This is a genomic window from Sphingomonas adhaesiva, assembly GCF_002374855.1.
Lineage (GTDB): Bacteria > Pseudomonadota > Alphaproteobacteria > Sphingomonadales > Sphingomonadaceae > Sphingomonas > Sphingomonas adhaesiva.
Genome location: NZ_NWVC01000014.1, coordinates 1 through 25,320 on the forward strand (window position 1 = coordinate 1; position 25,320 = coordinate 25,320).

39 protein-coding genes are annotated in these 25,320 nt (G+C 67.1%); 37 read left to right on the forward strand and 2 right to left on the reverse strand.

Annotation, left to right across the window (positions count from 1 at the left end):
• Positions 1-165: 165 nt before the first annotated feature.
• From COA07_RS16530 to COA07_RS16560, 8 genes are all read left to right on the forward strand, one after another.
• Positions 166-672, forward strand: coding sequence for a zincin-like metallopeptidase domain-containing protein (locus tag COA07_RS16530; protein WP_342747680.1), 507 nt, complete (start codon positions 166-168; stop codon positions 670-672).
• Between the two features lie 15 nt (positions 673-687).
• The gene (locus COA07_RS16535) at positions 688-1,179 is read left to right on the forward strand and encodes a hypothetical protein (protein WP_016510938.1); all 492 of its coding nucleotides are present in this window, start codon (positions 688-690) and stop codon (positions 1,177-1,179) included.
• Between the two features lie 40 nt (positions 1,180-1,219).
• Positions 1,220-1,534 carry a DUF7673 family protein gene (locus tag COA07_RS16540; RefSeq protein WP_010408907.1) on the forward strand — a complete coding sequence of 105 codons (315 nt, stop codon included), beginning with the start codon at positions 1,220-1,222 and terminating at the stop codon, positions 1,532-1,534.
• Positions 1,535-1,618: 84 nt separating this feature from the next.
• Positions 1,619-1,810: a hypothetical protein gene (locus COA07_RS18080; RefSeq protein WP_024310640.1), complete on the forward strand. Its 192-nt coding sequence runs from the start codon at positions 1,619-1,621 to the stop codon at positions 1,808-1,810.
• A gap of 51 nt (positions 1,811-1,861) precedes the next feature.
• The gene (locus COA07_RS16545) at positions 1,862-2,506 is read left to right on the forward strand and encodes a hypothetical protein (RefSeq protein ID WP_010408914.1); all 645 of its coding nucleotides are present in this window, start codon (positions 1,862-1,864) and stop codon (positions 2,504-2,506) included.
• Positions 2,507-2,543: 37 nt separating this feature from the next.
• On the forward strand, positions 2,544-3,167 hold the full coding sequence (locus COA07_RS16550) for a DUF6927 domain-containing protein (RefSeq protein WP_010408917.1): 624 nt from the start codon (positions 2,544-2,546) through the stop codon (positions 3,165-3,167).
• On the forward strand, positions 3,164-3,409 hold the full coding sequence (locus COA07_RS16555; protein WP_079247040.1) for a hypothetical protein: 246 nt from the start codon (positions 3,164-3,166) through the stop codon (positions 3,407-3,409). The genes COA07_RS16550 and COA07_RS16555 overlap by 4 nt, the downstream gene beginning before the upstream one ends.
• Positions 3,406-3,924, forward strand: coding sequence for a thermonuclease family protein (locus COA07_RS16560; RefSeq protein WP_010408925.1), 519 nt, complete (start codon positions 3,406-3,408; stop codon positions 3,922-3,924). The genes COA07_RS16555 and COA07_RS16560 overlap by 4 nt, the downstream gene beginning before the upstream one ends.
• A gap of 63 nt (positions 3,925-3,987) precedes the next feature.
• Here the strand turns inward: COA07_RS16560 and COA07_RS16565 are convergent, their stop codons facing one another.
• Positions 3,988-4,512, reverse strand: coding sequence for a hypothetical protein (locus COA07_RS16565; protein ID WP_016510268.1), 525 nt, complete (start codon positions 4,510-4,512; stop codon positions 3,988-3,990).
• 75 nt (positions 4,513-4,587) lie between these two features.
• Between COA07_RS16565 and COA07_RS16570 the strand changes: the two genes are divergently transcribed.
• Together COA07_RS16570 and COA07_RS18085 are read left to right on the forward strand one after the other, a co-directional pair.
• On the forward strand, positions 4,588-5,895 hold the full coding sequence (locus tag COA07_RS16570) for a hypothetical protein (RefSeq protein WP_010408929.1): 1,308 nt from the start codon (positions 4,588-4,590) through the stop codon (positions 5,893-5,895).
• A gap of 43 nt (positions 5,896-5,938) precedes the next feature.
• Positions 5,939-6,394 (forward strand): hypothetical protein, encoded by a 456-nt coding sequence (locus COA07_RS18085; protein WP_066760066.1) that lies wholly within the window; start codon positions 5,939-5,941, stop codon positions 6,392-6,394.
• Here COA07_RS18085 and COA07_RS16575 read toward each other — a convergent pair.
• Entirely contained in the window at positions 6,346-6,528 is a 183-nt protein-coding gene (locus COA07_RS16575; protein WP_066708497.1) for a CsbD family protein, read from the reverse strand. The genes COA07_RS18085 and COA07_RS16575 overlap by 49 nt on opposite strands.
• Positions 6,529-6,700: 172 nt before the next feature.
• On the opposite strand from COA07_RS16575, the gene COA07_RS16580 reads away from it, so the two are divergent.
• The 27 genes from COA07_RS16580 (at position 6,701) to COA07_RS16710 (ending at position 25,282) form a co-directional block, all read left to right on the forward strand.
• Entirely contained in the window at positions 6,701-7,369 is a 669-nt protein-coding gene (locus COA07_RS16580; protein WP_010408933.1) for a DUF7007 domain-containing protein, read from the forward strand.
• Positions 7,370-7,380: 11 nt separating this feature from the next.
• Positions 7,381-7,935 carry a hypothetical protein gene (locus tag COA07_RS16585; RefSeq protein ID WP_010408935.1) on the forward strand — a complete coding sequence of 185 codons (555 nt, stop codon included), beginning with the start codon at positions 7,381-7,383 and terminating at the stop codon, positions 7,933-7,935.
• Between the two features lie 16 nt (positions 7,936-7,951).
• Positions 7,952-9,157, forward strand: coding sequence for a helicase HerA domain-containing protein (locus COA07_RS16590; protein ID WP_010408937.1), 1,206 nt, complete (start codon positions 7,952-7,954; stop codon positions 9,155-9,157).
• Positions 9,154-10,428, forward strand: coding sequence for a hypothetical protein (locus tag COA07_RS16595; RefSeq protein ID WP_083956763.1), 1,275 nt, complete (start codon positions 9,154-9,156; stop codon positions 10,426-10,428). The genes COA07_RS16590 and COA07_RS16595 overlap by 4 nt, the downstream gene beginning before the upstream one ends.
• Entirely contained in the window at positions 10,425-10,610 is a 186-nt protein-coding gene (locus COA07_RS16600) for a hypothetical protein (protein WP_024310655.1), read from the forward strand. Before COA07_RS16595 ends, COA07_RS16600 begins: the two co-directional genes overlap by 4 nt.
• Before the next feature lie 93 nt (positions 10,611-10,703).
• Positions 10,704-12,401: an ATP-binding protein gene (locus COA07_RS16605; protein WP_037447345.1), complete on the forward strand. Its 1,698-nt coding sequence runs from the start codon at positions 10,704-10,706 to the stop codon at positions 12,399-12,401.
• A gap of 1 nt (position 12,402) precedes the next feature.
• Positions 12,403-12,597, forward strand: a complete 195-nt coding sequence (locus COA07_RS16610; RefSeq protein WP_024310657.1) for a hypothetical protein — start codon at positions 12,403-12,405, stop codon at positions 12,595-12,597.
• Positions 12,594-13,559, forward strand: coding sequence for a hypothetical protein (locus COA07_RS16615; protein ID WP_066708495.1), 966 nt, complete (start codon positions 12,594-12,596; stop codon positions 13,557-13,559). Before COA07_RS16610 ends, COA07_RS16615 begins: the two co-directional genes overlap by 4 nt.
• A 43-nt stretch (positions 13,560-13,602) precedes the next feature.
• Positions 13,603-13,962, forward strand: a complete 360-nt coding sequence (locus COA07_RS16620) for a DUF3768 domain-containing protein (RefSeq protein ID WP_024310659.1) — start codon at positions 13,603-13,605, stop codon at positions 13,960-13,962.
• A gap of 50 nt (positions 13,963-14,012) precedes the next feature.
• Entirely contained in the window at positions 14,013-15,017 is a 1,005-nt protein-coding gene (locus COA07_RS16625) for a deazapurine DNA modification protein DpdA family protein (protein WP_024310660.1), read from the forward strand.
• 11 nt (positions 15,018-15,028) lie between these two features.
• A complete protein-coding gene (locus COA07_RS16630) occupies positions 15,029-15,835 on the forward strand; it encodes a Mom family adenine methylcarbamoylation protein (protein ID WP_037447341.1) in 807 nt (268 codons plus the stop codon).
• A 77-nt stretch (positions 15,836-15,912) separates the two neighbouring features.
• On the forward strand, positions 15,913-16,206 hold the full coding sequence (locus tag COA07_RS16635) for a hypothetical protein (protein ID WP_024310661.1): 294 nt from the start codon (positions 15,913-15,915) through the stop codon (positions 16,204-16,206).
• Between the two features lie 16 nt (positions 16,207-16,222).
• Complete coding sequence (locus COA07_RS16640) at positions 16,223-16,537, forward strand: hypothetical protein (RefSeq protein WP_010409090.1); 315 nt, start codon at positions 16,223-16,225, stop codon at positions 16,535-16,537.
• Between the two features lie 64 nt (positions 16,538-16,601).
• Positions 16,602-17,111: a hypothetical protein gene (locus tag COA07_RS16645; protein WP_010409093.1), complete on the forward strand. Its 510-nt coding sequence runs from the start codon at positions 16,602-16,604 to the stop codon at positions 17,109-17,111.
• A 44-nt stretch (positions 17,112-17,155) separates the two neighbouring features.
• Positions 17,156-17,872 carry a hypothetical protein gene (locus COA07_RS16650; protein WP_037447337.1) on the forward strand — a complete coding sequence of 239 codons (717 nt, stop codon included), beginning with the start codon at positions 17,156-17,158 and terminating at the stop codon, positions 17,870-17,872.
• A gap of 6 nt (positions 17,873-17,878) precedes the next feature.
• Positions 17,879-19,000, forward strand: coding sequence for a phosphoadenosine phosphosulfate reductase domain-containing protein (locus COA07_RS16655; protein ID WP_037447334.1), 1,122 nt, complete (start codon positions 17,879-17,881; stop codon positions 18,998-19,000).
• Between the two features lie 24 nt (positions 19,001-19,024).
• A complete protein-coding gene (locus COA07_RS16660; RefSeq protein ID WP_037447332.1) occupies positions 19,025-19,573 on the forward strand; it encodes a hypothetical protein in 549 nt (182 codons plus the stop codon).
• Entirely contained in the window at positions 19,570-19,764 is a 195-nt protein-coding gene (locus COA07_RS16665; protein WP_024310583.1) for a hypothetical protein, read from the forward strand. The genes COA07_RS16660 and COA07_RS16665 overlap by 4 nt, the downstream gene beginning before the upstream one ends.
• 72 nt (positions 19,765-19,836) lie before the next feature.
• Positions 19,837-20,121, forward strand: a complete 285-nt coding sequence (locus COA07_RS16670) for a hypothetical protein (RefSeq protein ID WP_037447327.1) — start codon at positions 19,837-19,839, stop codon at positions 20,119-20,121.
• 23 nt (positions 20,122-20,144) lie between these two features.
• The gene (locus COA07_RS16675) at positions 20,145-20,663 is read left to right on the forward strand and encodes a hypothetical protein (RefSeq protein WP_024310585.1); all 519 of its coding nucleotides are present in this window, start codon (positions 20,145-20,147) and stop codon (positions 20,661-20,663) included.
• A 113-nt stretch (positions 20,664-20,776) separates the two neighbouring features.
• Entirely contained in the window at positions 20,777-21,304 is a 528-nt protein-coding gene (locus COA07_RS16680; RefSeq protein ID WP_197419142.1) for a hypothetical protein, read from the forward strand.
• A 111-nt stretch (positions 21,305-21,415) separates the two neighbouring features.
• Complete coding sequence (locus COA07_RS16685) at positions 21,416-21,991, forward strand: DUF736 domain-containing protein (protein WP_322788197.1); 576 nt, start codon at positions 21,416-21,418, stop codon at positions 21,989-21,991.
• Positions 21,992-22,312: 321 nt separating this feature from the next.
• Complete coding sequence (locus tag COA07_RS16690; protein ID WP_037447321.1) at positions 22,313-22,765, forward strand: hypothetical protein; 453 nt, start codon at positions 22,313-22,315, stop codon at positions 22,763-22,765.
• A gap of 180 nt (positions 22,766-22,945) precedes the next feature.
• Positions 22,946-23,422, forward strand: a complete 477-nt coding sequence (locus COA07_RS16695; RefSeq protein ID WP_037447318.1) for a DUF736 domain-containing protein — start codon at positions 22,946-22,948, stop codon at positions 23,420-23,422.
• Positions 23,423-23,561: 139 nt separating this feature from the next.
• Positions 23,562-23,873 (forward strand): prevent-host-death family protein, encoded by a 312-nt coding sequence (locus COA07_RS16700; protein WP_016510718.1) that lies wholly within the window; start codon positions 23,562-23,564, stop codon positions 23,871-23,873.
• Positions 23,848-24,255, forward strand: a complete 408-nt coding sequence (locus COA07_RS18090) for a hypothetical protein (protein ID WP_035386729.1) — start codon at positions 23,848-23,850, stop codon at positions 24,253-24,255. The genes COA07_RS16700 and COA07_RS18090 overlap by 26 nt, the downstream gene beginning before the upstream one ends.
• Positions 24,256-24,943: 688 nt before the next feature.
• Positions 24,944-25,282, forward strand: coding sequence for a single-stranded DNA-binding protein (locus COA07_RS16710; protein WP_010409121.1), 339 nt, complete (start codon positions 24,944-24,946; stop codon positions 25,280-25,282).
• The last annotated feature ends 38 nt before the right edge of the window (positions 25,283-25,320 follow it).

The window sequence follows — 25,320 nt, forward strand, 5'->3', positions numbered from 1 at the left end:
TCAACCAACCGACCGCCAACGGCGGATAGCACGCAGTCGTGGAGAGCCGGATGCGCTGAAAGGTGCACGTCCGGTTCGGAGGGGGGCCGAGCAATGTTCTCTCTGAGACCTTGCCGGCCTACCCTACTCGACCAGATCGACGGCCTCCCGGCGTATTATTATCCGGTGCCCGCACCGCCCGAGCCCCGCATCGAGAGCCGGCACCGCGCCGCGATCGATGCCTTCTTCGGAGGCCTGCCGGCGACCGTGCGGCATGGCGGCGATCAGGCATTCTACTCGCCGATCGGCGACTATATCCAGTTGCCGCAGCGCGGCGCGTTCCGCTCGGACGATCATTACGCCAGCACGCTCGCGCACGAATATGTTCATTATTCGGGCGCGCCGCAGCGCCTCAACCGCGAGTTCGGCAAGAAGTTCGGCGACAACGCCTATGCGTTCGAGGAGCTGGTCGCCTGCATCGGCCAGTGTCTGGTGTGCGCCGACCTCAACCTGCCCGGCGAGCTGCACGACAATCACGCCAGCTACGTCGACCATTGGCTCAAAATCCTGAAGGGCGATTCGAGCGCGATCATCAAGGCCGCGGCGAAAGCCGAGCAGGCGGTGACCTGGCTCCATAACGCCGCCGCGGGTGGCGCGCCCGAGATCGACCAACCCGAAGCCCTCGCGGCATGACCCGGAGATCCCACCATGCACATCGAGTTGCGCAAGCTGAAGGTGGTCGACGCTTTGTCCGAGGAAACGACCTGCTACTCGGCCGAGATCTGGATCGATGGGCAGCGCGCCTTCCTCGCCTCGAACCGCGGTCATGGCGCCGCGGACGATTACCATGCCGTCGGCAGCGTCACCGAACAGGCGGTCGATGCCTGGCTCGCCGCCAACCGGCCCGTCTCGCGGCTCGGCGACAGCGTCATGCCGCACTGCCTCGAATTCGAGGTGGCGGCGCTCATCACCCGGATCGAGGAGGCGAAGCGGCTGCGCCGGCAATGCCGGACGAAGCTGGTGACGATCGAGGGCGACCAGGTGTTCTGCTATCGGCTCAAGGGCAGGACACCCGCCATCGTGTTCGCCGGCGTGCAACGCCTCACCCCGTCGGCGCGCATGGTCAACGGCGATGACGCCGCGCTCGACGAGGCGGTCGCCGTGATGATCGCCCAGGCCGGGAAGCACGCCCCATCCTGATCGCATGACAGCTTCCACCCGATAGGACAGGATACGCACCATGCAACCGCAACGCCGCCCCCTCATCCGCGCACTCGCCTTCGACGAGGTCGGCGCCGCGATCGGCCGCCTCGTGGATGTCGCCTCGTCCGATACCGGGCAGGCCGCGCGCGTCGCGGACTTCCTGCTGGCGTGGTGGAATGGTGACGACAACGGCCACTTCCCCATCCTCCACCTCAGCAACTGCGACGCGATCATTTCCGAGGACATGCTAATTGTCATGGCCTGGCTCGCGCAGGAGCCTGCGATCTATCCCGATGCGTGGGGCTATCGTGACGCAATGGTCGACCTTGTCGGCCGATGGAGGCTGCGATGAGCGCACGGCCGTTACAACCATTATGGGCCTGCTTTCGTTTGCCCCGAACGCAATCATGGCGGCAGACCGTAGTGGGAGACTGGCATGAGCGATAATATACGGCTCGCGCTAATGCGGCAGGCGCTCGCGCTTTATGACGCGACCGACGACGGAGCGACCGTTGCCGCCTGTCATCTGCAGGCCGCGGTCGATGCGGAGCAGGGTCTGCGGCCTATGCAACCGGGCGAGGACATCGATCCTGAAATACCGGAGCAATTACGTAACTGGTTATCGTGAAGGGGAGGGGGAGCGAATTTCTGAGCGCGTGAGGCGCTCGGGAGATCGCTCATGCCCTACGATGTCGCCTTCCGCCACCAGCAGGCGCTCGACCCGAGCGCGCTGGTCACGATTGGAGCAAGCCTTCACGCCATCACCCGCGCGATCGACGACTGCCGCAACGCCGGCATCGCCTTCGAGACCGATCCCGCGGTCATCCTGCTCGCCCGCCATCTCGCAAGCGTCACCGCGCGGCAGTCCGAAGACGCGCTCCTCAAGCGGCGCTGCATGGACCGTATCGCCGAGCTGCGACAGCACCCGGCGCTGCTGACGCTCGCGGTGCGCGGCGTCGCGCACGATGCGGCCGCCAAGGATCGCTTCCACAGCGACGGACGCAAGGCGCTGCGCCGGCTCGCCGAAACGCTGGGGCTCGACCCCGCGCACTACGACCTTCGCTCGAACCGCAGCCACGCCTCCCGGTCCGGCGAGATCACCCTCCACGGCGAGGAGCTGTGGATGCAGCTATCGCTCCACGGCACCATGGCCGACCGCGAGGTCATCTACCGCCGCGTCAGCGGTCGTCACGATCACCTCGGGGAGCGCGACTGCTACGCCTCGATCCGCGACCTGCTCGCGCCCGAGCGGTTCGCCGTGCGGCTGCGCAAGGAATTGCGGCTCACACCGCCGGTCGCCGAGCCGGTCAGCCTGTTCGGCTGATCGATCACCCGTCCACACACGCGAAAGGACCGCCATCATGGGCTGGCTAAGCATGCCGCTGTCGTCGATGTTCCCGCACACAGGCCCCAAAGCCTATCTCGACGCGCAATTCACCTACGACAACCGCGATGCCGACGGGAAGGGCAAGGCGCTGCGCGTCATCGCCTCTTCCTGCCTGCGCAACAAGGTCTGGTACGCGGCCGTGGTGCCGTCGACCGACGGCACCGACGAACCCGCCTTCGCGGCCGTCTGCCTGGTCAGCTGGAATCCGCGTGCCAAGGACGGATTCGTGTTCGCCTACAAGGATATGACCGAACACGCCGGGCCATGCGAGGCCGAATGCCCCGAGCGCATCCTCTCGCTGCTCGGCGATACCGACGATCCCGGTGCGCTCGACTGGCGCCGACGCTGCCTCGAGCGGCTCGCGACCCCGGTACGCCCGCTCGAACACGGCATGCACATCCGCTTGCCGAGCAAGGTCACCTTCGTTGACGGCTATGAGGGAGACGAGTTCATCGTCCACAAGCGCGGCCGCAAGATCTCGCTCGCGATCCCCGGCAACAGCTACCCGAAATATCGGATCGGTAACCTTCGCAAATGGGCGTGGACACTCGTGCCGCCCAAGCCCGAAACTCGCGTCCACAAGACGGTGTTCGGTTGATCGCCGACATCCCCCACGTCAGGATCATCGCCATGTCCGCCCCGTATCCGCCCGTCACACCCAGCCCGAAGCGGTCGCAGCTCTGCAGCCGCGCCCATGCCCAGCGCGTCGCCATGCGGATGTTCGATGCCGGCGCACGCCAGGTCTCGATCGTGCGCACCGGCGATCCGCTGCAACCCTTCCGCGTCCTCCCGGTCATCGTCGACGGGCCGAACGTCGAAGTCGAATTGCGCTACGCATGAGGGGCGCGCTGCTCCTCGGCATCGCCGCGCTCGCCGCCTGCGGGGCAGGGGCACCCCAGGGCCACGACGGTGCGACGATCACCGGCGAGGGGCGGGCGATCGACGGCGACACGGTTTCGGTCGATTTCCGCCTGTCGGGGGCCGACGCCTTCGAGCGCAAGCAGATGTGCTCGAAGGACGGTGCCTGCTATCCATGCGGCAAGTTTGCTCAGGATTCCGCCTCGCGTATCCTCAAGAGCGGTGTCGCCACGATCCGCATGACCGGCGCGAGCAGCTATGGCCGCCCGATCGCCATCGTGACGGTCGACGGCTACGACCTGGGCGAGCAACTCATTTTGCAGGGTCTGGCGGTGCCGGCGACGCAATATCTGCGCGGCGATCCGCAACGCGCCGCGCGCTATGTCGCCGCGGCAGAACAGGCCCGGTCAGCGGGTCGCGGTGCCTATGCGGGGGAATTCATCGATCCGGCGCGCTGGCGGCGCGGGGAACGCCTCGCGTGCGAGGCGCGTTATTGATATCCCCCCCTTGGAAGAGGCGGTCCGGCATGCTCCCTTGCCGAACCGCCTTTTCTTTTGTCGTCAGCCCTTGAGCTTCGGACCGGGGCCACGATCGTCGGAATCGTAATCGGGTCCCGGGTCATGCGACCAGGACGCGCCGATCGCGAACGCCGGGTCGAACCGGCCCAGCGGACCGTCCGGCTCGGCCGCGACATACGGGTTGACCAGCGGCTTCACCGGCAGCTTGTTGCGGTAGATGTGCCCGGCGATGCGACCGCGCGCCTCCAGCAGCTTCTCCAGCCAGACGAGATCGTCGAGCATGGTCACGACGCCCTTGCCGGCGACGCAATAATAGAGGCACCGCTGGAAATCGTCGCACGCGGTGCTGAGGATCGTGGTCAGCTTGACCTTGCCCTCGTTCTCGCCCTCATGAATCCATTCGAGCGATTCCCGCAACTCGCGCGCCGAGAGATACGCATCCTCCGGATTGCTGCCGATGCACGCTCCGGCGAGCATGCGCCGGGTGACGCGAATATCCAGATCGACCGACAATTCGGTGAGCACCGCGTCGAGGTCGAACTCTCCGATAAATTCCGAACGCTTCATGGCCAGCTCCTTTGTTCATTGAACGTAACGTGAACAAAGGCGACAAGGCAAGCATTATGGAGTAGCATCACCACCATGTGGCTCGTCCCGCGCGATACCCGGGGTCTAACCTCCCGCTCGCCCGTCCCCGACGTGGTGCGCGAGGCGCTGGTGCGCTGGTATACCGGCGAAGGCGAGGACAGCGATCACCGCGCGTCGGTCATCATGGTGGTCAAGGCACGCGACCATCACCAGTGGATCGCCTGCGACTGCCTGGGGGAGGGGACGGACCCGCCGCTACTCTCGCCGGCCTATCTCTCCGAAGCCGAAACCTATTACCTGCGACGCCTTACCAGTATCCGCCAGCGTCGCCCCGAGCATGACGTCGACTGCCCCTTCTTCCGCGAGCAGGCACCGCCCCGCATCCGCGAGAAAGCGACCGCCACCCCGCGCACGATCAACGAGCCGGACGGGCTGTTCTCGGCGCACCGGCTCGCCCCCGAGAAACTGGCGCAACTGCCCGACGACAGCGAACCCGACGATCGCACCCGCGGCGTCGCGATCCCGCGCCTCGCGCGGCTGCTGTGGCAGCTGATGGAAATGGCGCAGGTCAACGTCGTCGAGCCGCTTGAGGTCGGCGAGCCGCGCACCACGTCGATGGCGAGCGAATTCGCGGCGATGCGCGCCGCGGCCGAACGGGTCCAGATCGCACCGGGTATCCCGCTCGCGCGCCATCTCTACACCCACATCGACCCCTACGAACGCGGCATCGTATTCGCGAAACTGCGCGAAGCGGCGAAGAAATGGCCGACCGAGCACGCCCCGCAGGCCTTCCTCCTGCTCTATGCGATCGACGTCTCCGGCTCGACCATCACGCTTGCCGAAGGGCGCGAGTTGATCGTCAAGAACCGCATCCGCCACATCGGCGTCCACCAGCGCCACATCGGGCCACCCTATCTGGTCCTGGCCGTCGTCGGCGAGCACAACCCGCGTGAGGGCTATGCCTGCCTGCGCGCCTATGCGCAGCCGATCGCGCGCCCCGCCAACTTTGTCGCGATCCACAATCTCGCCGAGCGCAAGACGATCGTCGGCCTGCTCGATCTCCAGTACCGGCTTCGCCGGCGCGGCATCGGCGTCGGCTTCAAACGGCTCCTGTTCGATATCGCGACGTTGATCGGGGAGATGCGTCCAGACCTTCTTCTCGACCTGCGCGACTTCACCACCGGCGAGGTGATCGAGGCGGCACTCGAAGTCGTCACCGGCGATGACGCCGACACGCTCGGGTTGAAACTGCGTCAGGTCGAAAAGCTGCGCGAGATCGCCCCCGTCGTGACGATCCATGCCGAGGATCTCGAAGGTGACAGGCTCGAGGCCGCCGTGCTCGACCAGCTGCACATCGGATGACGTCGTTCACAGGAATTTAATCGAGGGCCATCATCCTCGCGTCATGGCATCGACCACCCAGGCCAGAAACCAGCGGCGGATCCTGCGCTGGGCGCAGTCGTCGCTATGCGCCGGATGCGGAATGCCCCTGCCGAGTCCCCGGCACCTCGTCCGCTATCATCCCGATTACCCGACATTCGACCATGTCACGCTGCGCAGCGCGGGTGGACGACGATTACTGTCGAACGGCCTGCTGAAGCATCTGCGCTGCAATCAGGCACGGGGCGCGAGGCCGTCGACGGGGTGCGATGCGATCTGGATGACCGTGGTCGCGGCGCGGCTCGCCGATCGCCCGCGCAGTCTCAAGCCGATCTTCAAAGGTGGCGCTCGAAATCCCGCATTCCCGCCGCGCAAGGAAAAGGCCGCCCCGGTTTCCCGAAGCGGCCCGATCGTGTCATCGAAGGTCGAGCGTCAGATGTCGTCGCCGAGCGTGCCCTTGACCGAACCCTTCACGTCCTGAGCGGACCCCTTCAGCTTCTGGGCCTTGCCCTCGGCTTCGAGGCTCGCATTGTCGGCCGCCTTGCCGATGCCTTCCTTGACGTTGCCGGCCAGCTTGTTACCCGCCGCCTTCAGCTTGTCAGTCGCTTCGCCCATGATTGATCTCCTGTCGTGAATTGTCGGGATAGATAACAATTTGCGCGCGGCCGCGTTCCGCGCTGCCCCCCACGGCTGCACCATGATCGGTCCTGCCCGCCGCCGGCAATCCGGGCGACCGGATGAAGGAGAGAGGGAGGGGATCTGTCGATTCCATTGAGGGAGACGACAGATGACCCCGTTCCAGCCCAGCCCCCAGCCCGACACGACCCCCTGGGACGCGCCCGATCGCGCCGACCAGGTGCTCCCCGGTATCTGGCGCGTGTGGACGCCCAGTCATGGCGGCTATGTCCTGTCGGACGAACGCCAGGCCGCGATGCCCGACGCGCTGCGCCGCGACGATCCCTTCTATGAGGAAGACGTCGATTATGCGCTGGTGCTGTACGGCTTTGGCAGCGAGTTTCGCCGCCTGCCCATTCCCGGCATCGCCCTGCAGGTCGAGAATGCGCGCCGCTCGGTCCGCTGCTGGCATCCCGATCGCTGGACCGCGCTGACCGGCGAGGAGGTGTCGATCCACGACAGCCATGTCGTTCGCCGCCGCGCCGCCTATCAGGCGGTCATCGGCCAGTATGAAAGCGTCTCGGCCTCAGGTTCCTGGGCGGACTGGGTGCCCGAGGGCAAGGTCGGCTGCGTCTTCCGCCGTGTCGTCAGCGTCGATGCGCTCGGCTTCGCGCGCCACGAAGGCGAGCCGATCCACGGTCTCGTCGACAAGGATCGCTACGAACGCCGCCAGATGCCGGAGACGTTCCAGAGTCTCGGCGCGGTCCGCGTCGAGAGCACCGCTCCGATCTCCAAGCAGGTCGACGCGAGCGCGCTCGCGCATCTCCTCCCAACCAGCTGAAAGGACACGCCATGAGTGTCTATCTCTATCTGTTCCACGGCCGCGCCACGCCCGACGAGGACGTCGAAAGCTGGGGCTGCGAAGGCCCCGCGATCGGCCCGCTCGACTATGTCCATACCACCTACGGCAGCGAGGTGAAGATCCGCGGCGCGGAGGCGATCCTGGAAAAGTTCTTCCCGGATACGGAAATTCATTTCCACGACGGCTACGGCGAACACGCCATTCAGCTCGCCGGCGACTGCTTGCCCTACGACGGCAAATTCTACGGTGACTGGTCGATCTGCACCGGGGATCGCTTGTGCTCGCCTGCCGCCTCCCGGGTCAAGCCGGTGTGCGACGACTGCGGCAGCGACAACGTCACCAAGGACGCCGTCGCGGCCTGGGATGAGCCCGAACAGGCCTGGGTGCTGCTCAGCACCTACGATTCCACCACCTGCCAGGACTGCGAGCGCGAAAGCGACGACATGCTCGAATGGCGGACGCTCGATGGTGCGCCCGCTCCCGATCCCGACGCTCCCGCCATCCCAGCCAACGATCCGGCGCCCCCTGATGCCGACGCCGCCTGACCCGGAGGACCACGCCATGACTTGTGTCACCCCGATTCGCGCGCCCGAGGCCGCGGACAATCGCGTACCGCTCGGCCATCATTCGACCGGCACGCTCAGCCTCGACCTCGATCGCCTGCTTGCCGGACGCCTGCTCATCCAGGGCAGCTCCGGGGCGGGCAAGAGCAGGACCTTGCGCCGGATCATCGAGGAGGCGTTCGACTATACGACGCTTGCGATCGTCGACCCCGAGGGGGAATTCGAGAACCTCGCCCGCCATATCGGCGCGACCACGATCCGCGCGGTCGAACTCACCGCCGACGGGCTGACGGCCGCGGCGACGCGCAGCCGGCGACATCGGCTGTCGATGCACATCGACCTCACCGACCTCGATCCCGACCAGCGGATCATCAAGGCAGCCGCGTTCTTTGCCGGCCTGGTCGGCGCACCGCGCGAGGACTGGGCGCATACCATGCTGGTGTGCATCGACGAGGGCCATCTGCTCGCACCGCATGTCGCCGGTTCCGCGCTCGATGCCGATGCCCGCCGGCTCGGCGTCGCCACCCTGACCGACCTGTGCGCGCGCGGCCGCAAGCGCGGTCTCGCCCCCGTCATCGCCACCCAGCGCCTCGCGAAGCTCTCCACCTCGGTCGTGTCCGAGCTGCAGAACGTGCTGGTCGGGCTCAACGTCTTCGACCGCGACATCGCGCGCGCGGCCGACCTGCTCGGCTTTCCCGCGCGTGACGCCGACCTGCTGCGCAACCTCGCCCCCGGCGATTTCTTCGCGATGGGTCCGGCGCTGTCGGCAACCCCGGTGCTGGCGCATATCGATCCCACCATCACCGAACATCTCGGCAAGACCCCGGAACTGCGTGCCGCCGCGTCCGTCGATGCCGACGAGGCGGCGAAGCTGCTCGATCTCGCGGGCCTGGCCGAGGTCGCGGACCACGGCCCCGCCATCGCCCTCAAGGGCACGCGCGCGCTCGACGCGTTCCTGCTCGATCCCGCTGCGACCGACGCGGCCGCGATCATGGACGCGCTGAAGCGCATCTCCCCCAACGCCAGCACCGCGCGCGACCTCGCACGGCACCTGTCGCTCGACGCCGAGCGCACCGACCGCGCGCTCAACCTCCTGTCGGCGATCGCCGCGGTCGACACCATGCCCAAGGGCGACGACCGCATCGCCCGCCTGCATGCACGGCTGCGCGCGCGGCTGAGCGACGTCGCCGTGGTGTCGCTGTGACCGACCTCGCGCCCGATATCGTCGAGCTGGTCGCGTGTCCGAAGCTGCCCGAGCCGTGCGGGCGCCTGCGCGAGATGCCGTTCCGGCACGATGCCTGGACCCCCGACGAGATCGCCACGGTCGAACGCATGTTCTGCGACGACGCCGCGATCGACGACATCGTCGCCGCGCTCGGTCGCGGCCGCGCCGGCGTGCGCGACAAGATCGCCAAACTGGGCCTGCGCCGCAATTCGTCGCGTCCGTGGTCGACCGACGAAGACGCATGGCTCACCCGCGAATATGGCCTTCGCCCCACGGCCGATCTCGCTGGAGATCTCGGCCGCGCCTGCACCAGCGTCTATGCCCGCGCGGGCGTGCTCGGGCTGACCGAAGGAAATCCTCCAAAATGGAGCGACTGGGAGGATGCCCAGCTGCGCGCCGGCTACGCGCAGGCGATCCCGATCGCACAGATCGCCACGCTGATCGGACGCCCGCTGTCCGGCACCGCGACCCGTGCCAACGCGATCGGTTTGCGCCATCCCAACAAGCCCGCTGACTGGACCGAGGCCGAGGCGACGCGGGCGCTGACGCTGGCCGGGGAGGGGCTTCGTTATATCGCGATCATCGACATTCTCGCCACAGAGGGCTTTCCGCGCAGGACCAAGGCTGGCTTCGGGCCGCACCTGCGCAAGCTCGGCTATGGCCGGGGATGGGGCCGCAACTGGACCCCTGACGAAGACACACTGCTCATCCGCGCCTATGCCGACGGGGCAAGCCTGACCCCGCTCACGACCAGGCTCGGCCGCACGAAATGCTCTATCCGCTGGCGCGCCGACTATCTCGGGTTGCGCGGCACACATGCCAACCGCGACGGGTTCCGGGGCGGGCCGGTGTGGAGCGACAATGATCTGGAAAGGCTGCGCGACCTTTACGGCACGATGCCGATGGACGCCCTGGCGACGAAGATGGGTCGCACCAAGGCTTCGCTGTTCACGCGCGCGAACATCCTCGGCCTTGTCCACGGCTATCACCGGAAATGGACCGAAGAGGAGATCCGGGCGCTGCGCATCGCGCACGACTTCGGCGTCGCGCTGCCTGATGTTGCGGCAGCGATCGGCCGCAAATATCCAGCGGTCCACAAATATGCCGAAAAGCACGAGCTTCGCTTCTCGCGTCGCCCGCGCCGCGCAGCCCCCTGGACGCTCGCCGAAATTATCGCGCTCGATCCTTCGGGAACGGGCGTCACCGACCATGTTGCCATCCCCGGCACAATCGATGAGGAAAAGCCATGACGCCGCTTCGCCTCGCCCGCGATATCGCAACCGGCGCGCCGATCGACCGCGACACCCGGCGTGCCCGCCTCCTCGCGGCGCGGCGCTATGCGATCAACTCGGTCCCGCGTCGCGGTATCCTCAGCGGTCACTGGGACGCGGGCACCGTGGTCGGCGCGTTCCGCGACGGCAAGGCAGGCTGACCAGGGCTCGGCCCGATGCGCCGATGAAGGAGAGAGGGAGCGGGGAGGGAAGGCGTGACGGACGCCTGAGCCCTTTTCCAGGAGCGCACTCCCATGATTCCCGCCACCATCGCGACCGCGGTCGCCCCCGAGACGATCGCCAAGGTCACGCGCCTGTTCAACAATACCGCGTTCGACGTCATCTGCGAACTCCTCCAGAACGCGCGCCGCGCCGGTGCGACCGGCGTCGCGCTCGCGCTGAACGGCGCCGGCGCCGAGCACTTCCTGCACATCACCGATGACGGCCACGGCATCGCCGATCCGGTGAGCATCGTCACGCTCGGCCGCTCGGGCTGGTCCGACGAGACGCGCCGCGCCGAAGATCCCGCCGGCATGGGCGTGTTCAGCCTCGCAGGCCGCGACGTCATCATCCGCTCCTTCTCGAAACCCGACCGCCAGGGCTGGATGGCGCATATCCCGGCCTCGGCGTGGGAGACGAGCCGCCCGATCGCGATCGAACCCGATCCGATCATGCGCGGCACCGCGATCACCGTGCGCGTGCCCGACGAGTGGCTGAAGACGCTCGAGCGCGACGTGGCCCGCGCCGCCAAACATTATCCGGTTCCCGTGACCTGGAACGGCGCGGTCCTTCCGCAGGAGGACTGGCTGAAGGACGCGGTCCATGTCGAGGAATGGTACGGCGTGCGCATCGGCGTGTTCCAGAAACACCCCTCGCATTATTCCTCGCGCGACGGACGCCTCAACTTCCACGGGCTGACCATCCCGTGCGACCTGCCGTATGTTCAGGAAGTCGACCGGGGCGGCCACTGGATCGCGCGGGTCGACATCTTCGACGCGCCGCAAATCCAGCTCGTCCTCCCGGCGCGCAAGGAAGTGGTCGAGAACACCGGCATCGCCGCCCTGCGCGATGCGGTCCGGCTCGCGATCTACCGCGCGATCGAGGCCGCGGGGACGCACCGGCTGTCGGCGCATGACTGGCGCGAGGCGCGCTCGCTCGGTATCGCACTACCCGAAGCCGAGCCCTATCTGTTCGCATGGACCGCCTATGCGGCCGACAGCTCGCGCAACTACGAGAGCGGCGCACGCGTGACCGACACCGGCATGGTGCTGATGCCCGACTTCGATGCGCTGATCGGCCAACCCGCGCAGGCGGCGATCGCGAAGCATAATCCGTTCGGTGGTCCGCTGGTCGAGGCCCAGGACGCGTTCAAGGGCTATGGCTGGTACGATATCCTCGCCCGTGTCGAGGATATGCGGTTCCGCGTCACCCAGGGCGACCGCACCTTCATCGTCTCCGACAGCCGCGAAGCGCCCGCCGAGGCGGAAAACGGTTGGGTCGAGGCTATCACGCTCGAGGCGACGATGAGCCACGCCGGCGCATTCATCGAGGTATCGACCGACGCGGATGTCGCCTTCGCACCCGACCAATGGTCGTGCAACTCGGTCGACGAGACGTCCGTCTTCGTCCGCCGGGGCAGCGAAATCACCGCGCTCGGCGTCGCCGACATCCTCGAAAGCGCGATCTTCTATGCCAGCGACGACAGCGATGCCGACAGCTACGATACGCAGCTCGAGCGCTTCCAGGCCGATGCCGCCGAACGAATCATCGGCCTGCTCGAAGGCGACGATGCCGCGCTTGAGAACCGCATTCGCGACAAGCTGGCGGGGCATTATTTCCTCGTCCCCGAGGACCGGACGGTCACCGTCGTCATCGATCGCGACAGGCTCGACGTGACGATAACGGCCCGCGCGGTGCCTGCCGCGCCCGAGGCCGCAGCGGAGGGCGCGTGACATGGCACGCTACAACCACGCCTATACGATCGCCTTCAGCCTCGTCTCGAACGACGACAAGGGCCACGACGTCGACGCGCGCCAGCTGAAGGAGGCGCTGCTCGCACGGATCGAGAACCTCGACGAGGAAGGTAGCTGGGTCGAGTCTGCCGGTGCGCCCTACGACACCTATCTCGAACCGGAGGATGCACCATGACCGGCGCGGCAGTTCCGGTCGCGCCCCTGCCGCCGCCACCACCAGTGGTGCTGGCCTACGGCATCGGCGTCGACAGCACCGCGCTGCTGATCGAAAAGCACGCGCGCGGCGAAGCGCCCGACCTGGTGCTCACCGCCGATACCTCGGTCGAGAAACCGGCCACTTACGAATATCTCGACGTGATCCGGCCCTGGATGCGCGATCGCGGCATCCGGTTCGAGCTGGTCAGCTATGTCCCGAGGCGATTCAAGCACTGGCCGCCCTATTACGGCATCCTCGAGATGTGCCTGACCAACGCCACGCTGCCGAGCAAGTCGCTCGGCGGGTCGAGTTGCAGCCTCAAATACAAGAAGGCGCCGCAGGACAAATTCCTGTCGACCTGGCAACCAGCGGTCGACGCATGGGCGCGCGGGCAGCGCGTCGTCCGCCTGATCGGCTATGACGCCGGTCCGCGCGACACCGCGCGCGCCAACCATGCGCTGTCGATCGACGATCCGCTGTACGACTGCCAACATCCCTTGCGCGAATGGCGATGGGACCGGCCCGACTGCGTCGCCCGCATCCAGGCCGAGGGTCTGCCGGTGCCCCCCAAATCGGCGTGCTGGCTGTGCATCGCCAATCATCCGGACGAAATCCGCGGCCTCCCGCAATGGTGCCTGCGGCTCATCGTGCTGGTCGAGGCACGCGCAGCCCCGCGGCTGCACACGGTCGAGGGCCTGTGGCGCAGATCGACCCGCGCGCGCCCCGGATCGATGACCGCCTTCATCCGCGACGAACACCTCCTGCCGGCCGACGAGATCGACCGCATCATCCGCGATGCGCCACTCGACCTCATACGGTTCCAGGACGTCGCGGCGGTCATCCCGCTCGGCGAGCGCCCGACGATGGGCGACTGGCTCGACCGCTTCCATGCGGCCTTTCCCGAACGAGGCCGGGGACAAAGCGACGCGCTCGCCGCCTGAAGTCCCCGCCACCATCGCTATCGACCCAACGGAGGATCGTCACATGATTTTGACCGCCACCGAAACGCGCCTCGAAGCCGTGGCCAGGCTCAACGACCGTTGCCGCCAGGGGTTCGACCGCACCGCGAAGATCGTCATGACCCGCGCGTGCCTCGGCGCGCTGTCGAACGGCTCGCTCGCCTCGGAAGCCGTCGCCCAGGCGCATGTCCTGCAGGCGCTGCGCCGCTACACTTTCCCCGCCGACTGTCCCGAACGCGATCGCGGCCAGTTCGAGCTGTCAGGCGAGACGATACACTTCCGTATCGATTATTATGACGTGGCGCTGGAATGGGGATCGGAAGACCCCGCCGACGCCAGCATCACGCGCCGTGTTCTCACGCTCATGCTGCGCGAGGATCTGTGATGCGTATTGTCGGAATGGCCGACAGCTATCAGCTAGCTGGCCGCTAGACGATGACGATCGAGATCATCCTCGGCCTGCCGCATCTCGCAAACGGGCCTATCCTTCAGCGCGCGGTCGCGCTGCAAGCACCGGTGCTGATCTCGGCCAATTGTCTGTCGCGCTGGCGCAAGGCCGATGGCTGGCGCGAGTGGTCGGGATGGCGCACCGGAACGCTCGCCAACGCGCGACCGCTCGCCAGCGTCGACCTCGATTCCGCCGGTTACACCATGATGGTCCGCTATGGCGGGCTTCCCTGGAGCATCGCCGATTACATGGCGCTCGCCGCGTCATGGCCGTTCCGACGCATCTCGTCGGTCGATTACTGCTGCGAAGAGGGCGTTGCCCACGACCGCGAGGAAGTGCTCGACCGCATCGCGCGCACCACCGCCACCAACCGAGAATGCTTTGCCCGCGCCGACGACTTGGCCATCCGCGACCGGCTGATGCCCGTGCTGCAGGGCCGCGTGCCCGACGACTACGTCCGTTCACTCGACGCGATCGGCGGTCTGATCCTGCCCGGCACCGTCGTCGGCATCGGCAGCATGTGCCGGCGACCGATCCACGGTCCCGAAGGGCTGATCGCCGTCGTCGAGCGGCTGACCCGCATCCTGCCGATCGGCGTCAAGGCGCACCTCTTCGGGGTGAAAGGCGATGCCCTGCCGTACCTCACGCCGTTCGCACGCTGGATCGCCTCGATAGACAGCCAGGGATGGGGCGTAGGCGTGCGACAGCACGCGCTCAGGCATCGCATCGCCAAGACCGACGCGCTCGGCGCCGACTTCATGGAACGCTGGTATCGCACGCAATGCGCGCGAACGCTCGAAACACCGCGACACCTGCCCGAGGCCGCGGCGTCTACTCCACCGCCACCAACCGCCGACCCCTGGGAACGCGCGATCGCGCAGGCTCGCGCCGAGATCCGCGCCCTGATCGAGAGCGGCGACCTCGATCACGATGAGATCACCACCGGATGGATCGAGACCTGGGCGGCCGAGATCTACGCCGACGCGGCCTGACGGAGGTAACCATGCTCACCGACCGCTCCCAGCGCTGGCGCGACCGGCGCAGCTTGTTCGTTGCCGGCGACAGCGTGATCGACCCGCGCCGCTACGCCGTCGATGTCGTCGCCCATGATACTGCCCGCGCATTCCTCGCCGACCATCATTACCTCCCGCGCTATCCCGCCGCCCAGCTCGCCTGCGGGCTGTTCGGTCCGGGCGACCCGGGCAGATCCGCGTTGGTCGGTCTCATCGTGTTCGGCGTGCCGGCGACCGGCGCGGTCATCACCCGGCACACCGGCTATGCCGATCCCGCTCGGGGCTGCGTACTGCAACGGCTCATCTGCCTGCCCTCGGTCGCCGCGAACGGCGAAAGCTTCTTCACGTCGCGCGCCTTCCGCCTCCTGCGCCTCGCCAAGCCCCGGATCGACGCTGTCGTCAGCTTCTCCGATCCCGCCTTCGGCCATTGCGGCGTCGTCTATGCCGCGCTGTCGGGCGCCTATCGCGGCCGCACGAGGCCGCGGACGGTGCTGCGCATCGCCGGCGAGATGATCTCGGAGAGAACGCTGTCGAAGATCCGCAACCTCGAATCCGGCCATGCCGGGGCGATCGACCAGCTGGTGCGGCTCGGTGCGCCGAGGCCGGAGGCGCACGAACACCCCGCCGACTGGCTCGCGCGGCTCCGTGCCGACAATCTGCTCCGCCCGCACCGGCAAAGCCCGCTGTTCACCTATTGCTTCGAGCTGACGCGCGACGCCCGGCGCACCGCGCGCGATCTGCCCCGGCTTGCCTATCCGCGCCGGAGCGACGCGATCCGCGAAATCCTCGCGGCATGATCCCCGCGCCAGCGGCGCGAGGGAAGGGGAGCGGGAGCGGGCGGCATGTCACCGACATGCCGGAAGGAGCACCGCCCGTGGATATCCATCTCGCCATCGCCAGCGTCCAGGCCGACGCTGCCCGCATCGCGCGCTACACCGATCGACGCGACCGTTTCCTCGATGCGCTGGACTGGTCCGCGCTCGACGAACAGACCGCGCGCGAGGCCGCGATGCTCGACGATCTGCTCGCCGGCGATCTCGCCGACGCCGCGCTCTACATCCTCTGGCTGGAAGAACGCCTCGCCAGCGGCGAAACCGATGTTCCAGGCGTTCTTCGCTTCTACCCGCACCCGCGCCCCTGGCACGCCGAGTGGATCTCGCTGCACTGACCCTGAAAGGATCGCCATGAGCCGCCACCAGTTTCCCGGTATCGAACCCGGCACCAGCGTCAGCATCGGGTGGGACCGCCCGCTTGGCACCTTCTTCGTCCAGGTGCTGCGCCCGCACCCGCATCTCACGGGTGAGGACGAAACCGTCGCATGGCATGGCGCGCACCCCGGCGAGCTGACCACAGCGGCCGCCGCGGTCACCATCGCCTCACGCTGGGCCGATCTTCCCGCCGATCTCGCGATCACGCTCGAGACCGACCGGCTGATGACCCTCGGCCAGTCCGATGGCGAGGCGCAGATCGCCATCAAGCGCCGCTTCTTCGGCGACTGAGTACCCGACAAGAAAGGGGAGGGGGATGGGGCGCGTCGATCAATGACGATCGACGGAGAGCCCCATGCCATATTTTATCGATCTCGGTGCCGGTCCCGCCGAGGAGGATTGCGCGCAACTCGGCCAGTCGCCCAACTTCGACAGCCTCAACCGCCTCGAAATCGCGGTCTACAAGTCCGCGCTGATCGCACGCTACGGCCCGCCGCCCCCGGGATGCCGCCTCGCCGGCCTGTCCAACCGACACGATTTCGGTCGCTATGTCGAACTCGTCCTCCATATCGAGAACGAGCTCGACGAGGCCGTCGCCGACTATGCGACACGCGTCGAGGAGGGACTCGCCACCTGGCGCGAGGCGGGCTTCACCGCGCCGGTCGAGTATAACGGCGAGACGCCCACCATCGTCCATGCCGATCCGGCCGATGCCGTCATCAGCGCGCTGCTGATTACCCGGCCCGGGCCGAACGGTCTTTTCCCGATCCCGGATTTCGCGGTCCTGCACGGCAATCTCACGCAGGCTTACCCCGCCGAGGCCGCGGCCGCCAACGCGCGTCTCGCCGAGGCCGCGGACGCCTGAGCGCGACCGCACAGAGCGATTTCCCATCATTTCGGAGCATTCCCATGGCGAACACCTACACCAAGGCCGCGTTCACGCTGACCATGAGCCACGCCGACGCGGCGTTGCTGACCATTGCCGAACAGGCAGTCGATATCCTCGACACCAACGGCGACGATGCCGACCTCGCCCACGAATATGACGCGCTCGATCCCGCGTTCCACGCCGTGTTCCCGGCGAAGGGGCCGATGAAGTTCGAAAGCTTCCTCGAGATATTCGACGATTGGCATTTCCCTTATCTCGACTGCGCGATCGACATCGACTGGAAAGGCGAAGACGGGAACGCGCGCGTATTCTTCAGCGGCGATCAATTCGGCGTCGAACAGGTCGCCCAGCTCATCTTCCGCGCTTGCAAGTCCGCGCTCCCCTGCGGGTTCGCATGGATCTCCGACTGCGACCGGCTGCGCCCCGGCGAGTTCGGAGGCGGCTGCGTCATCATTACCGACGCGGGGCTGACGTTCCACAGCACCCAGGACATCCTCGATCGCGCCGCGCGCAGCGCCGCAGCCGATCCCGACACCCATGGTCACGAGGGTCGCTTCGGTTTCGTGCTCGCCTCGCGCGACCAGAACGGCCACGCCGTCTTCTGGAACAACGACGACGGCTTCGGGGCACTCGCCAGCGCGACCGTGTTCTCGAAAGCCGAGGCCCGCGCACACGATCCGGTCATCGCCAACGACGAACCCGAGTGGCTGGCGCTGCCAGCGCCGCTCGCGGCCTGAACGGCCATGTTCATCGACATCGGACGCGGCCTGGTCGCCGGCCTTCCGGCCCTCGCCCTGCCGCCCGCCATCCTCGACGCGGTCGAACGCGGCGCATGGATCGTCTTCAACCTCTCGGGCGGCAAGGACAGCTCGGCCGCGATGTTCGCGGTCAACCTGATCCTCGATGCGCTCGGCCATCCGCGCGAGCGGCGTATCGCCATTCACGCCGACCTCGGCCGTGCCGAATGGGACGAAACGCCCGCGACGGTCGAGGATCTCGCGGCCCACGCCGGCGTCCCGCTGACGATCGTCCGGCGCAACGCCGGCGACCTGTTCGACCGCTGGGCCACGCGCTTTGCCAACGGCAAGGCGCGCTACGAGGCACTCGAAACCTATAATCTGATCGGTCCCTGGTCATCCTCGGCGCTGCGCTTCTGCACCTCAGAGATGAAGGCCCATGTCATCGGGCCGCACCTCGCCAGACTGCTGCGCGGCCAGACTATCATCAACGTGCTGGGACTGCGCCGCGACGAGAGCATCGCTCGGTCACGCACACCCGAATGGAAAGCAGACGCGCGCTACGCCGCTGCCGGCAATCCCCACGGCACCGCGATGATGCTGTGGAACCCGATCGCGCACTGGACGACACCACAGGTCTTCGCCGCGCACGATACGCTCGGCATCCCGCTGCACGTCGCCTACACCTGTTACCAGTCGTCGCGACTGTCGTGCCGCTTCTGCGTCCTCCAGTCGCTCGGCGACGCCCAGGCATCGGCTTCGGCACCGGCAAATCGTCCCGCGCTGCTTCACCTGGTCGACCTCGAGGCGACCTCGACCTTCTCGTTCCAGCCCGCGCGCTGGCTCGCCGACGTCGCACCGCGCCACATACCAGGTAATTTGAGGAACCGGATTACCGTTGCCAAGGCCGATGCGGCCGAACGGCGACGGCTCGAAAGCGCGATGCCGCCCGACCTTCGCTACGTCAGAGGCTGGCCACCGCGCGTCCCCACCATCGAGGAGGCCGGTGTCGTCGCCGCTTCGCGCGCGCCGATCCTCGCTCGGCACGGTCTCGCCAACCTCTATCCCGATGCCTGCGCGGTCCGTGACCGCTTCGCCGACCTCATCACGGTCAAACGCGCCGCCTGATCCCCATCATCAAGGAGTCCCGACATGGCCGATATCACCGATCTCCCCGTCATGACGCGCGACGACGCGATCGCCGCGGGCTTCGCCGGTTACAACGACGTGCCGCACAAGCCCATCGACGTGCCTGACGGCGCGTTCACGATCACGGCGAAGACCAGCGAGGGTCGCCGCGTGACCTTCTGCTTTCTCGAAAAGACTTATGGTGGCCCGCCGCGTTTCATCGACATCCAGTTCCACGATCGCGGCACCACGATCCCCAACGCCGATAACGGGGTATCACCCACCTTCAACGCGTTCGCGATCACGCGTGGCGGCAGGTTCGTCGCCGACAGTCGCCCGCTCGACGAGGACATCAAGCCCTCGATCCTCGTGCTCATGCTCGACAAGGCTGGGGAAGAACCCGCGCGATCCGCGACCAAACCGGCGCCGATGTCGGACACCGACCTCGCGGCTCTGCTGACCCGCGCGGCCGAAGTCGTGGCTGCGCCCGACAGCCGGATCGCCTCGGATCGCAACGCCCTTGCCGGCCAACTCACGGCCGAGGCCGCGGTCAGGCGGGCGCGGCCGTCATGACCGCGCCCTCGCGCAGCGACGGCATGCACGTCGCCCATACCGCAACGGGGTGGGTCGTGTTCGACAACAGCCTTTCGCACCCCTCGCGCCTCTCGGGCGCCTATCCGTCGCGCGCCGCGGCGACCGCCCGCAAGCGGGCGCTCGCGCGTGCGCTGCGCCACCAGCGTCCCGACGACGCACCGGACGTCTGAGGAAGGGGAAGGCGGACCGGCTGTTGTGAACCGGGAGGATCATCCGACCCGGTGACAACCGGAGTTAACCCAATGCGCAGCATCCTCGCCTTCTACGAAATCGACCGTGAGTGGGGTGGCCCCGAGGAGGGGGGCTGGTGGTACGATACCGGCACCTTCGTCCGCGTGATCGCCCTCCATTACCATGACAAGGCCGCGGTCGCGGCGATGCGCCGCGCCAATCGCCTGCTCGACCGCCTGCAGCGGCATCGCCCGCCGGTGGATTCGGCCGCCTACACCGGCGGACGCTTCCGCGCCTTCAGCTTCTCCGGCCTCCCGCCCGCGCGGTTTCCCGCGCGTCGCCCGCAATATTCCTGATCCCAGCGAGAAAGGACCAGCGCATGTACCGCGTCCATTATTTCGACACCAGCGAAGCCGCGCATGACGCCTGTCTCGATGACGGTCCCTGCATCGAGGAAGGCGACGTTCTCGCCATCCTGTCGGAGGGCGTCATCGGTCTCGCCTCGACCGATCCGATCGCCGTCACCCTAGACCCCGGCGCACTGCGCATCGTCCGCCCGATGGCGATGGACGTGCTGCTAGCAGAACTCGTCCACGGCGCCTCCCAGATCCGCCGCGCGGTCGCGACCGCCCTCCTGCACCATTTGCCCGTGCAGCCCCATTTCCTCGCCTTCGTCGCGCCGGCGCTGCCCTATCCCTATCCGCAGACCGTCGTCGCGCTCTCGTTCGACGACATCATGCTGACGATCGACGCGATCGACCACCGCATCAAGACGCTCGAAAACCGGTTGGGCTCACTCGAATCCGACAGCGCGCACGCCTTCTTCCTGCAACGCTCGATCGATCACCTGTCGAGCGCCAGGAAGCGCCTCATGCGACATCCGCGACCGCCTCGCTGAACGACACGGCATCGCCCCGCGACGATGCCGGCACCGGCTGCGCCGGAAGGAGAGAGGGACCGGATCGGCATCCTGGACATGGGGTCCGGGCATTTTGCCGAAAGGTCACGATCATGTGCATCGATCCCAACGCCGAGCCCGTCGCCTTCGCGCTCGACACCAAACTCTGCCACCTCCTGCCGACGCTGACCGAGCCGCACCGCGAAGCCATCGCCCAGGATCTCGCGCGCACCGCCATCTTCATGGCGACCGCAATGGCGGCCGACATGGCGCAGGACGCGGTGAACGGCCTCGTGCCGATCCCGAAGATGCCGTCGCTCGGCAAGCCGCCCGCACCCGCGCTGGTCCCACAGGCGCAAACGCCGCGCGATACCGTGCTGCTGACCCCCGCGGTCGCGCCCGTCGTCACGATCAAGGCCAAAACGACCGACGTCACCGTCGCCGGCTTAGACCAGCGTCACGGCTACACCTTCGGGATCGACAACAAATCCGACCGGCTGATCGACATCCGCCACGCCGGCAAATGCTGGTGCATCGATCCGAGCGACGAGGCGACCGACGTCGTCAGCCGCGCGATCGGCGCGCTCGCCGCGGCACACGCCGATATCGGCACCGCCCTGACCGACAAGATCGGCCGATGATCGGCAGGCCCGGTCCGCGTCCCGCACGATCCACCGTCCGCGTGAAGACGCGGTCGGTGAGGGGCGCTCATCGCGCCCTGCCCGGCCGAAGGGCCGGGGAGGGGAGGAGGATTGAAGATCGGTGTCGAGGACATCGGGTCCAGCACGACATCAGGAGACGTTACGATGAACATCGGTCAGATCAAGCAGAACGACGCGGGCATTTTCATGGGCCGCATTTCCACACTCGCCGTCGCGATGACGATCGCACTGAAGCCCGTCCAGTCGTCCAACCCGCGCGCGCCGCGCTACGAGATCCACGCGCTCACCCCGGGCCGGACGTGGGTGCAGGTCGGGGCGTTCTTCGAACTCACCTCGAACAACACCGGCGAGGCGTTCCTCAACGGTCGCATCGACGATCCGTCGCTCGCCGCGCCGCTGCAGGTCTCGGCCTTCCGCCAGGACGACGGCTCGTACAACGTCGTCTGGCAGCGCGCCCAGAAGCGCCGCGACGTCGGTGCCGCGCTCGGCGTCAAGGCGGATGACGATCTGTCGCCGCCGTTCGGCGCCGATGGCGGCCCGGTCGACAACGGTCCCGGCCCCGATGCGGCCGCCACCGACACCGGACTGGGCGAAACCACCGCCCCGGTCGAGGAGCCGGTCGGCAAGGGCCGCGGTCGCCGCCAGCGCGTCGCCGAGGACGCCTGATCCACCCCCGGTGCCGTGCACTCCCTCACGGCACCGCATGGCGCACGGGCGCGCCCCCTTTCGCTCCCGCACGCCGAAACTCGGGGCGACGCCGGCACACGGCGTCGCCCTTTTTTTGCTTCATGGGCTCCAGTCCCGATTCAACACCGTATCGGATCGATAATTTAGCTATTCCTTCGCTTTATCGCCGTATAAGCACAGGATATCGCAGTTCTAACCTGGGCCACGCTCAAGGGAAGGGGGTGATGAATGGATAGCCGGGCGAATGGTGATGACACCGCTCGCGGGACCGGCACGTCCACTTCATCACGAGGTCCCGACATGGCCGACCGCGTCTCCGTCTCAATTACGATCGGGGGAAATCTGCCCGCCGACCAAGTTCCCAAACTCATCGAACTGGCGAATGCCTCGGGCCTCACTCTTGAGTGGGAGGGCGAAGCACTCTCCGACGACGACATCAAATCCGGCGAGCATCTCCGAATGCGAGCGCACGATGTGACAATCGGAGATGTCGACGAGATCGAGGAATTCTGCTGCACCAACGATCTCCCTTTCGTGTGCTGGACCGACGGATCAGCCGGGTCATTCAACCCTGAAACCATTATCTGGGTCGGCGAAGGGCCACGACACTCCTTCAACGCGACCGATGACGGCAAAACGCTCATCAGCGAGGAAGAAGCCCGCGAACTCGGCTCCTATGAGGCGATCTTGAAGCATTTCGCCCTCGGATCGTTCGAACCGCCCGTACTGACGATCGTCCCAACCAACTCCTGAAGTTGACAACCTCCCAATCAGGCCCGGTCCGCGTCCCGCACGATCCACCGTCCGCGTGAAGACGCGGTCGGTGAGGGGCGCTCATCGCGCCCTGCCCGGCCGAAGGGCCGGGGAGGGGAGGAGGATTGAAGATCGGTGTCGAGGACATGGGGTCCAGCACGACATCACAGGAGACACGTCATGAACATCGGTCAGATCAAGCAGAACGACGCGGGCATTTTCATGGGCCGCATTTCCACCCTCGCGGTCGCGATGACGATTGCGCTCAAGCCGGTCCAGTCGTCCAACCCGCGCGCCCCGCGCTACGAGATCCACGCGCTTACCCCGGGCCGGACGTGGGTGCAGGTCGGGGCGTTCTTCGAACTCACCTCGAACAACACCGGCGAGGCGTTCCTCAACGGCCGCATCGACGATCCGTCGCTCGCCGCGCCGCTGCAGGTCTCGGCCTTCCGCCAAGACGACGGCTCGTACAACGTCGTGTGGCAGCGCGCCCAGAAGCGCCGCGACGTCGGTGCCGCGCTGGGCGTCAAGGCGGATGACGGCGAACCCGCGCTGCCCTTCACCGCCGATGGCCGTGACGTGGCGACCTCGGGCGCCGGCGATGACACCGGCGACGGTCTGGGCGCCAGCACCGCGCCGGTCGACGAAACGGTCTGACCGGCATCGGGCGGCGCTGATGCGTCGCCCGTGTCGCCACCCCGACGGGGATCGCTTCATCACCGAAGCGGTCCCTGTTGTCGTTTCTGGCTATTCCGCGCATACTGCGTATAATGCGCGTGATCCACAGGAGGCACTGATGGCTGCTACCGCCAGTGACGAGACCGTCAATCTCACCGATTTCCACAAGACCCCGGGCGTCTACGTCGACAAGAGCCAGCTCGCGCCGGTCATCCTGACCAAGCGCAACCGGCGCTTCGCCGCCGTCGTCAGCGCCGATTACCTCGACCGCGCCGAAGCTGCGCTCCGCGCGATCCACGGCAATCGCCGGGTCTATACCGAAGGGACATTCCCGGATGACTTCGCGGCCCGTCTTGAAGCCTCGCTCCCGACAGAAGCCGAACTCGCCGACGATCGGTGGGAGCGTGAGCGCGTCGACACCGCCGCCTGAACCCGGCGATGTCATCAACTACATCTATCTGTTTGCCCATGAAGCGGCTGCCGGTCGTGACGAGGGCGTCAAGGAACGCCCGGTTCTGGTAATCGCGTCAGATGCCAGAGGCGTCGCGGTCGTACCCATCACGACGAAGGGGGAGGCGCGATCCTCTCGCAGCGACCGGATACCCGATCCGGTCGCCAAGGCTATGGGCCTGCCGCGCGCCGGCGAAAGCCACGTCGTCGTCAACGACGTCAACGATTTCGACTGGCGCGGCCATGATGTCATCGACCTGAGGACCGGCAGCTTCATTTATGGGCGGTGCCCCCCGACGTATTTTCAGAAGATCGTTCGTGCCGTCCAGGCAAGCGCCGTCCGGGTAACCGATCGACGCTGACCGTTGGTTACGCCAACCCGAAGGACGACGCCCGCAGACGCCGCCCGATTCGCTGACCGGACGGATAGATCATCACAATCGGCGATGATCTCGCAGCCGGGCGGCGCGTAAAGCCGTCGCTGTCCTGCCAGCGGGTATCGGCAGGCGTTTAACCCCGATGGCGATGAGGACGCCCAGGTCCGATGCGGTTGCCGGCGATCGCCCTGGCGAGGGTCGGCCGTCGGGCGACCTTGCGGCATCCGGTCTCCTTGCCGGTGCGTCGTCGCCCGGGCGCGGCCGTCCTTGTCGAGCTTCGGAGCGGCACCACGTCGGTCAGCGAGCGACGCTGGCGGCACGCCTGCCTTCGCGCCGGGTCGTTCGGGGGTACGGGTCAGGCGACCGACATGAGCGGTTCACGAGGTTTGTCCATGGCAATGCCTGCGGGAACCTTGGGCTGATCGACGGCCCATCCGCCGTTTCGTGTCACCTGCGCCGCGCCCCGGGGCCTCGCAACCCCTTTGGCAGGGCCGTGTTGCCGCGCTTCGCGCGGCTGCCCGCACCACCCCTGCAAAAGGGGTTCCCCTCCGGTCGACCAGGCCCGCCGCCTGCGCGCCGGCCCAGCTCGCCCTCCGGTGCGACGCCCCGAACCGCGACGCCCTTCAGGTGACACCGGCGGACGGACCGCCGACCAACCCAAGGAGGCAATGCCATGAACAACGTGAACCTCGTCGGCCGCCTGACCCGCACCCCCGAACTGCGCGAAGTCAATCGCGCCACCAGCGTCGCGACCATCTTCGTGGCGACCGATCGCCCGAAGCTCAACAAGGACGGCCACACCTACAAAGGCGACGACGGCTTCACCGTCAAGGAGACCGAATACCACAAGGTCACCTGCTTCAACGGCCTCGCCAAGGCGATCGCCGGCAACCGCAAGAAGGGCGACCTCATCGCCATCGAGGGACGCCTGCACTACACCCGCTGGCAGGACAGCGACGGCAACGACCGCTACGGCTGCGAGATCATCGCCGATCGCGCCGAGTTCTACTGACCGGCCAGCGAACCGGGCGGCGTCTGCGGGCGTCGCCC

What these genes read in the sequence shown, in the direction of transcription:
- COA07_RS16615 (WP_066708495.1), top strand. Translation starts at nt 12,594, where the DNA reads ATGACCGGCGCGGCAGTTCCGGTCGCGCCCCTGCCGCCGCCACCACCA.
- COA07_RS16580 (WP_010408933.1), top strand. Translation starts at nt 6,701, where the DNA reads ATGACCCCGTTCCAGCCCAGCCCCCAGCCCGACACGACCCCCTGGGAC.
- COA07_RS16700 (WP_016510718.1), top strand. Translation starts at nt 23,562, where the DNA reads ATGGCTGCTACCGCCAGTGACGAGACCGTCAATCTCACCGATTTCCAC.
- COA07_RS16560 (WP_010408925.1), top strand. Translation starts at nt 3,406, where the DNA reads ATGAGGGGCGCGCTGCTCCTCGGCATCGCCGCGCTCGCCGCCTGCGGG.
- COA07_RS16670 (WP_037447327.1), top strand. Translation starts at nt 19,837, where the DNA reads ATGCGCAGCATCCTCGCCTTCTACGAAATCGACCGTGAGTGGGGTGGC.
- COA07_RS16535 (WP_016510938.1), top strand. Translation starts at nt 688, where the DNA reads ATGCACATCGAGTTGCGCAAGCTGAAGGTGGTCGACGCTTTGTCCGAG.
- COA07_RS16630 (WP_037447341.1), top strand. Translation starts at nt 15,029, where the DNA reads ATGCTCACCGACCGCTCCCAGCGCTGGCGCGACCGGCGCAGCTTGTTC.
- COA07_RS16625 (WP_024310660.1), top strand. Translation starts at nt 14,013, where the DNA reads ATGACGATCGAGATCATCCTCGGCCTGCCGCATCTCGCAAACGGGCCT.
- COA07_RS18085 (WP_066760066.1), top strand. Translation starts at nt 5,939, where the DNA reads ATGGCATCGACCACCCAGGCCAGAAACCAGCGGCGGATCCTGCGCTGG.
- COA07_RS16645 (WP_010409093.1), top strand. Translation starts at nt 16,602, where the DNA reads ATGCCATATTTTATCGATCTCGGTGCCGGTCCCGCCGAGGAGGATTGC.
- COA07_RS16710 (WP_010409121.1), top strand. Translation starts at nt 24,944, where the DNA reads ATGAACAACGTGAACCTCGTCGGCCGCCTGACCCGCACCCCCGAACTG.
- COA07_RS16565 (WP_016510268.1), bottom strand. Translation starts at nt 4,512, where the DNA reads ATGAAGCGTTCGGAATTTATCGGAGAGTTCGACCTCGACGCGGTGCTC.
- COA07_RS16690 (WP_037447321.1), top strand. Translation starts at nt 22,313, where the DNA reads ATGGCCGACCGCGTCTCCGTCTCAATTACGATCGGGGGAAATCTGCCC.
- COA07_RS16650 (WP_037447337.1), top strand. Translation starts at nt 17,156, where the DNA reads ATGGCGAACACCTACACCAAGGCCGCGTTCACGCTGACCATGAGCCAC.
- COA07_RS16640 (WP_010409090.1), top strand. Translation starts at nt 16,223, where the DNA reads ATGAGCCGCCACCAGTTTCCCGGTATCGAACCCGGCACCAGCGTCAGC.
- COA07_RS16655 (WP_037447334.1), top strand. Translation starts at nt 17,879, where the DNA reads ATGTTCATCGACATCGGACGCGGCCTGGTCGCCGGCCTTCCGGCCCTC.
- COA07_RS16620 (WP_024310659.1), top strand. Translation starts at nt 13,603, where the DNA reads ATGATTTTGACCGCCACCGAAACGCGCCTCGAAGCCGTGGCCAGGCTC.
- COA07_RS16570 (WP_010408929.1), top strand. Translation starts at nt 4,588, where the DNA reads ATGTGGCTCGTCCCGCGCGATACCCGGGGTCTAACCTCCCGCTCGCCC.
- COA07_RS16600 (WP_024310655.1), top strand. Translation starts at nt 10,425, where the DNA reads ATGACGCCGCTTCGCCTCGCCCGCGATATCGCAACCGGCGCGCCGATC.
- COA07_RS16585 (WP_010408935.1), top strand. Translation starts at nt 7,381, where the DNA reads ATGAGTGTCTATCTCTATCTGTTCCACGGCCGCGCCACGCCCGACGAG.
- COA07_RS16660 (WP_037447332.1), top strand. Translation starts at nt 19,025, where the DNA reads ATGGCCGATATCACCGATCTCCCCGTCATGACGCGCGACGACGCGATC.
- COA07_RS16675 (WP_024310585.1), top strand. Translation starts at nt 20,145, where the DNA reads ATGTACCGCGTCCATTATTTCGACACCAGCGAAGCCGCGCATGACGCC.
- COA07_RS16610 (WP_024310657.1), top strand. Translation starts at nt 12,403, where the DNA reads ATGGCACGCTACAACCACGCCTATACGATCGCCTTCAGCCTCGTCTCG.
- COA07_RS16540 (WP_010408907.1), top strand. Translation starts at nt 1,220, where the DNA reads ATGCAACCGCAACGCCGCCCCCTCATCCGCGCACTCGCCTTCGACGAG.
- COA07_RS16545 (WP_010408914.1), top strand. Translation starts at nt 1,862, where the DNA reads ATGCCCTACGATGTCGCCTTCCGCCACCAGCAGGCGCTCGACCCGAGC.
- COA07_RS16575 (WP_066708497.1), bottom strand. Translation starts at nt 6,528, where the DNA reads ATGGGCGAAGCGACTGACAAGCTGAAGGCGGCGGGTAACAAGCTGGCC.
- COA07_RS16605 (WP_037447345.1), top strand. Translation starts at nt 10,704, where the DNA reads ATGATTCCCGCCACCATCGCGACCGCGGTCGCCCCCGAGACGATCGCC.
- COA07_RS16665 (WP_024310583.1), top strand. Translation starts at nt 19,570, where the DNA reads ATGACCGCGCCCTCGCGCAGCGACGGCATGCACGTCGCCCATACCGCA.
- COA07_RS18080 (WP_024310640.1), top strand. Translation starts at nt 1,619, where the DNA reads ATGAGCGATAATATACGGCTCGCGCTAATGCGGCAGGCGCTCGCGCTT.
- COA07_RS16550 (WP_010408917.1), top strand. Translation starts at nt 2,544, where the DNA reads ATGGGCTGGCTAAGCATGCCGCTGTCGTCGATGTTCCCGCACACAGGC.
- COA07_RS16680 (WP_197419142.1), top strand. Translation starts at nt 20,777, where the DNA reads ATGTGCATCGATCCCAACGCCGAGCCCGTCGCCTTCGCGCTCGACACC.
- COA07_RS16590 (WP_010408937.1), top strand. Translation starts at nt 7,952, where the DNA reads ATGACTTGTGTCACCCCGATTCGCGCGCCCGAGGCCGCGGACAATCGC.
- COA07_RS16695 (WP_037447318.1), top strand. Translation starts at nt 22,946, where the DNA reads ATGAACATCGGTCAGATCAAGCAGAACGACGCGGGCATTTTCATGGGC.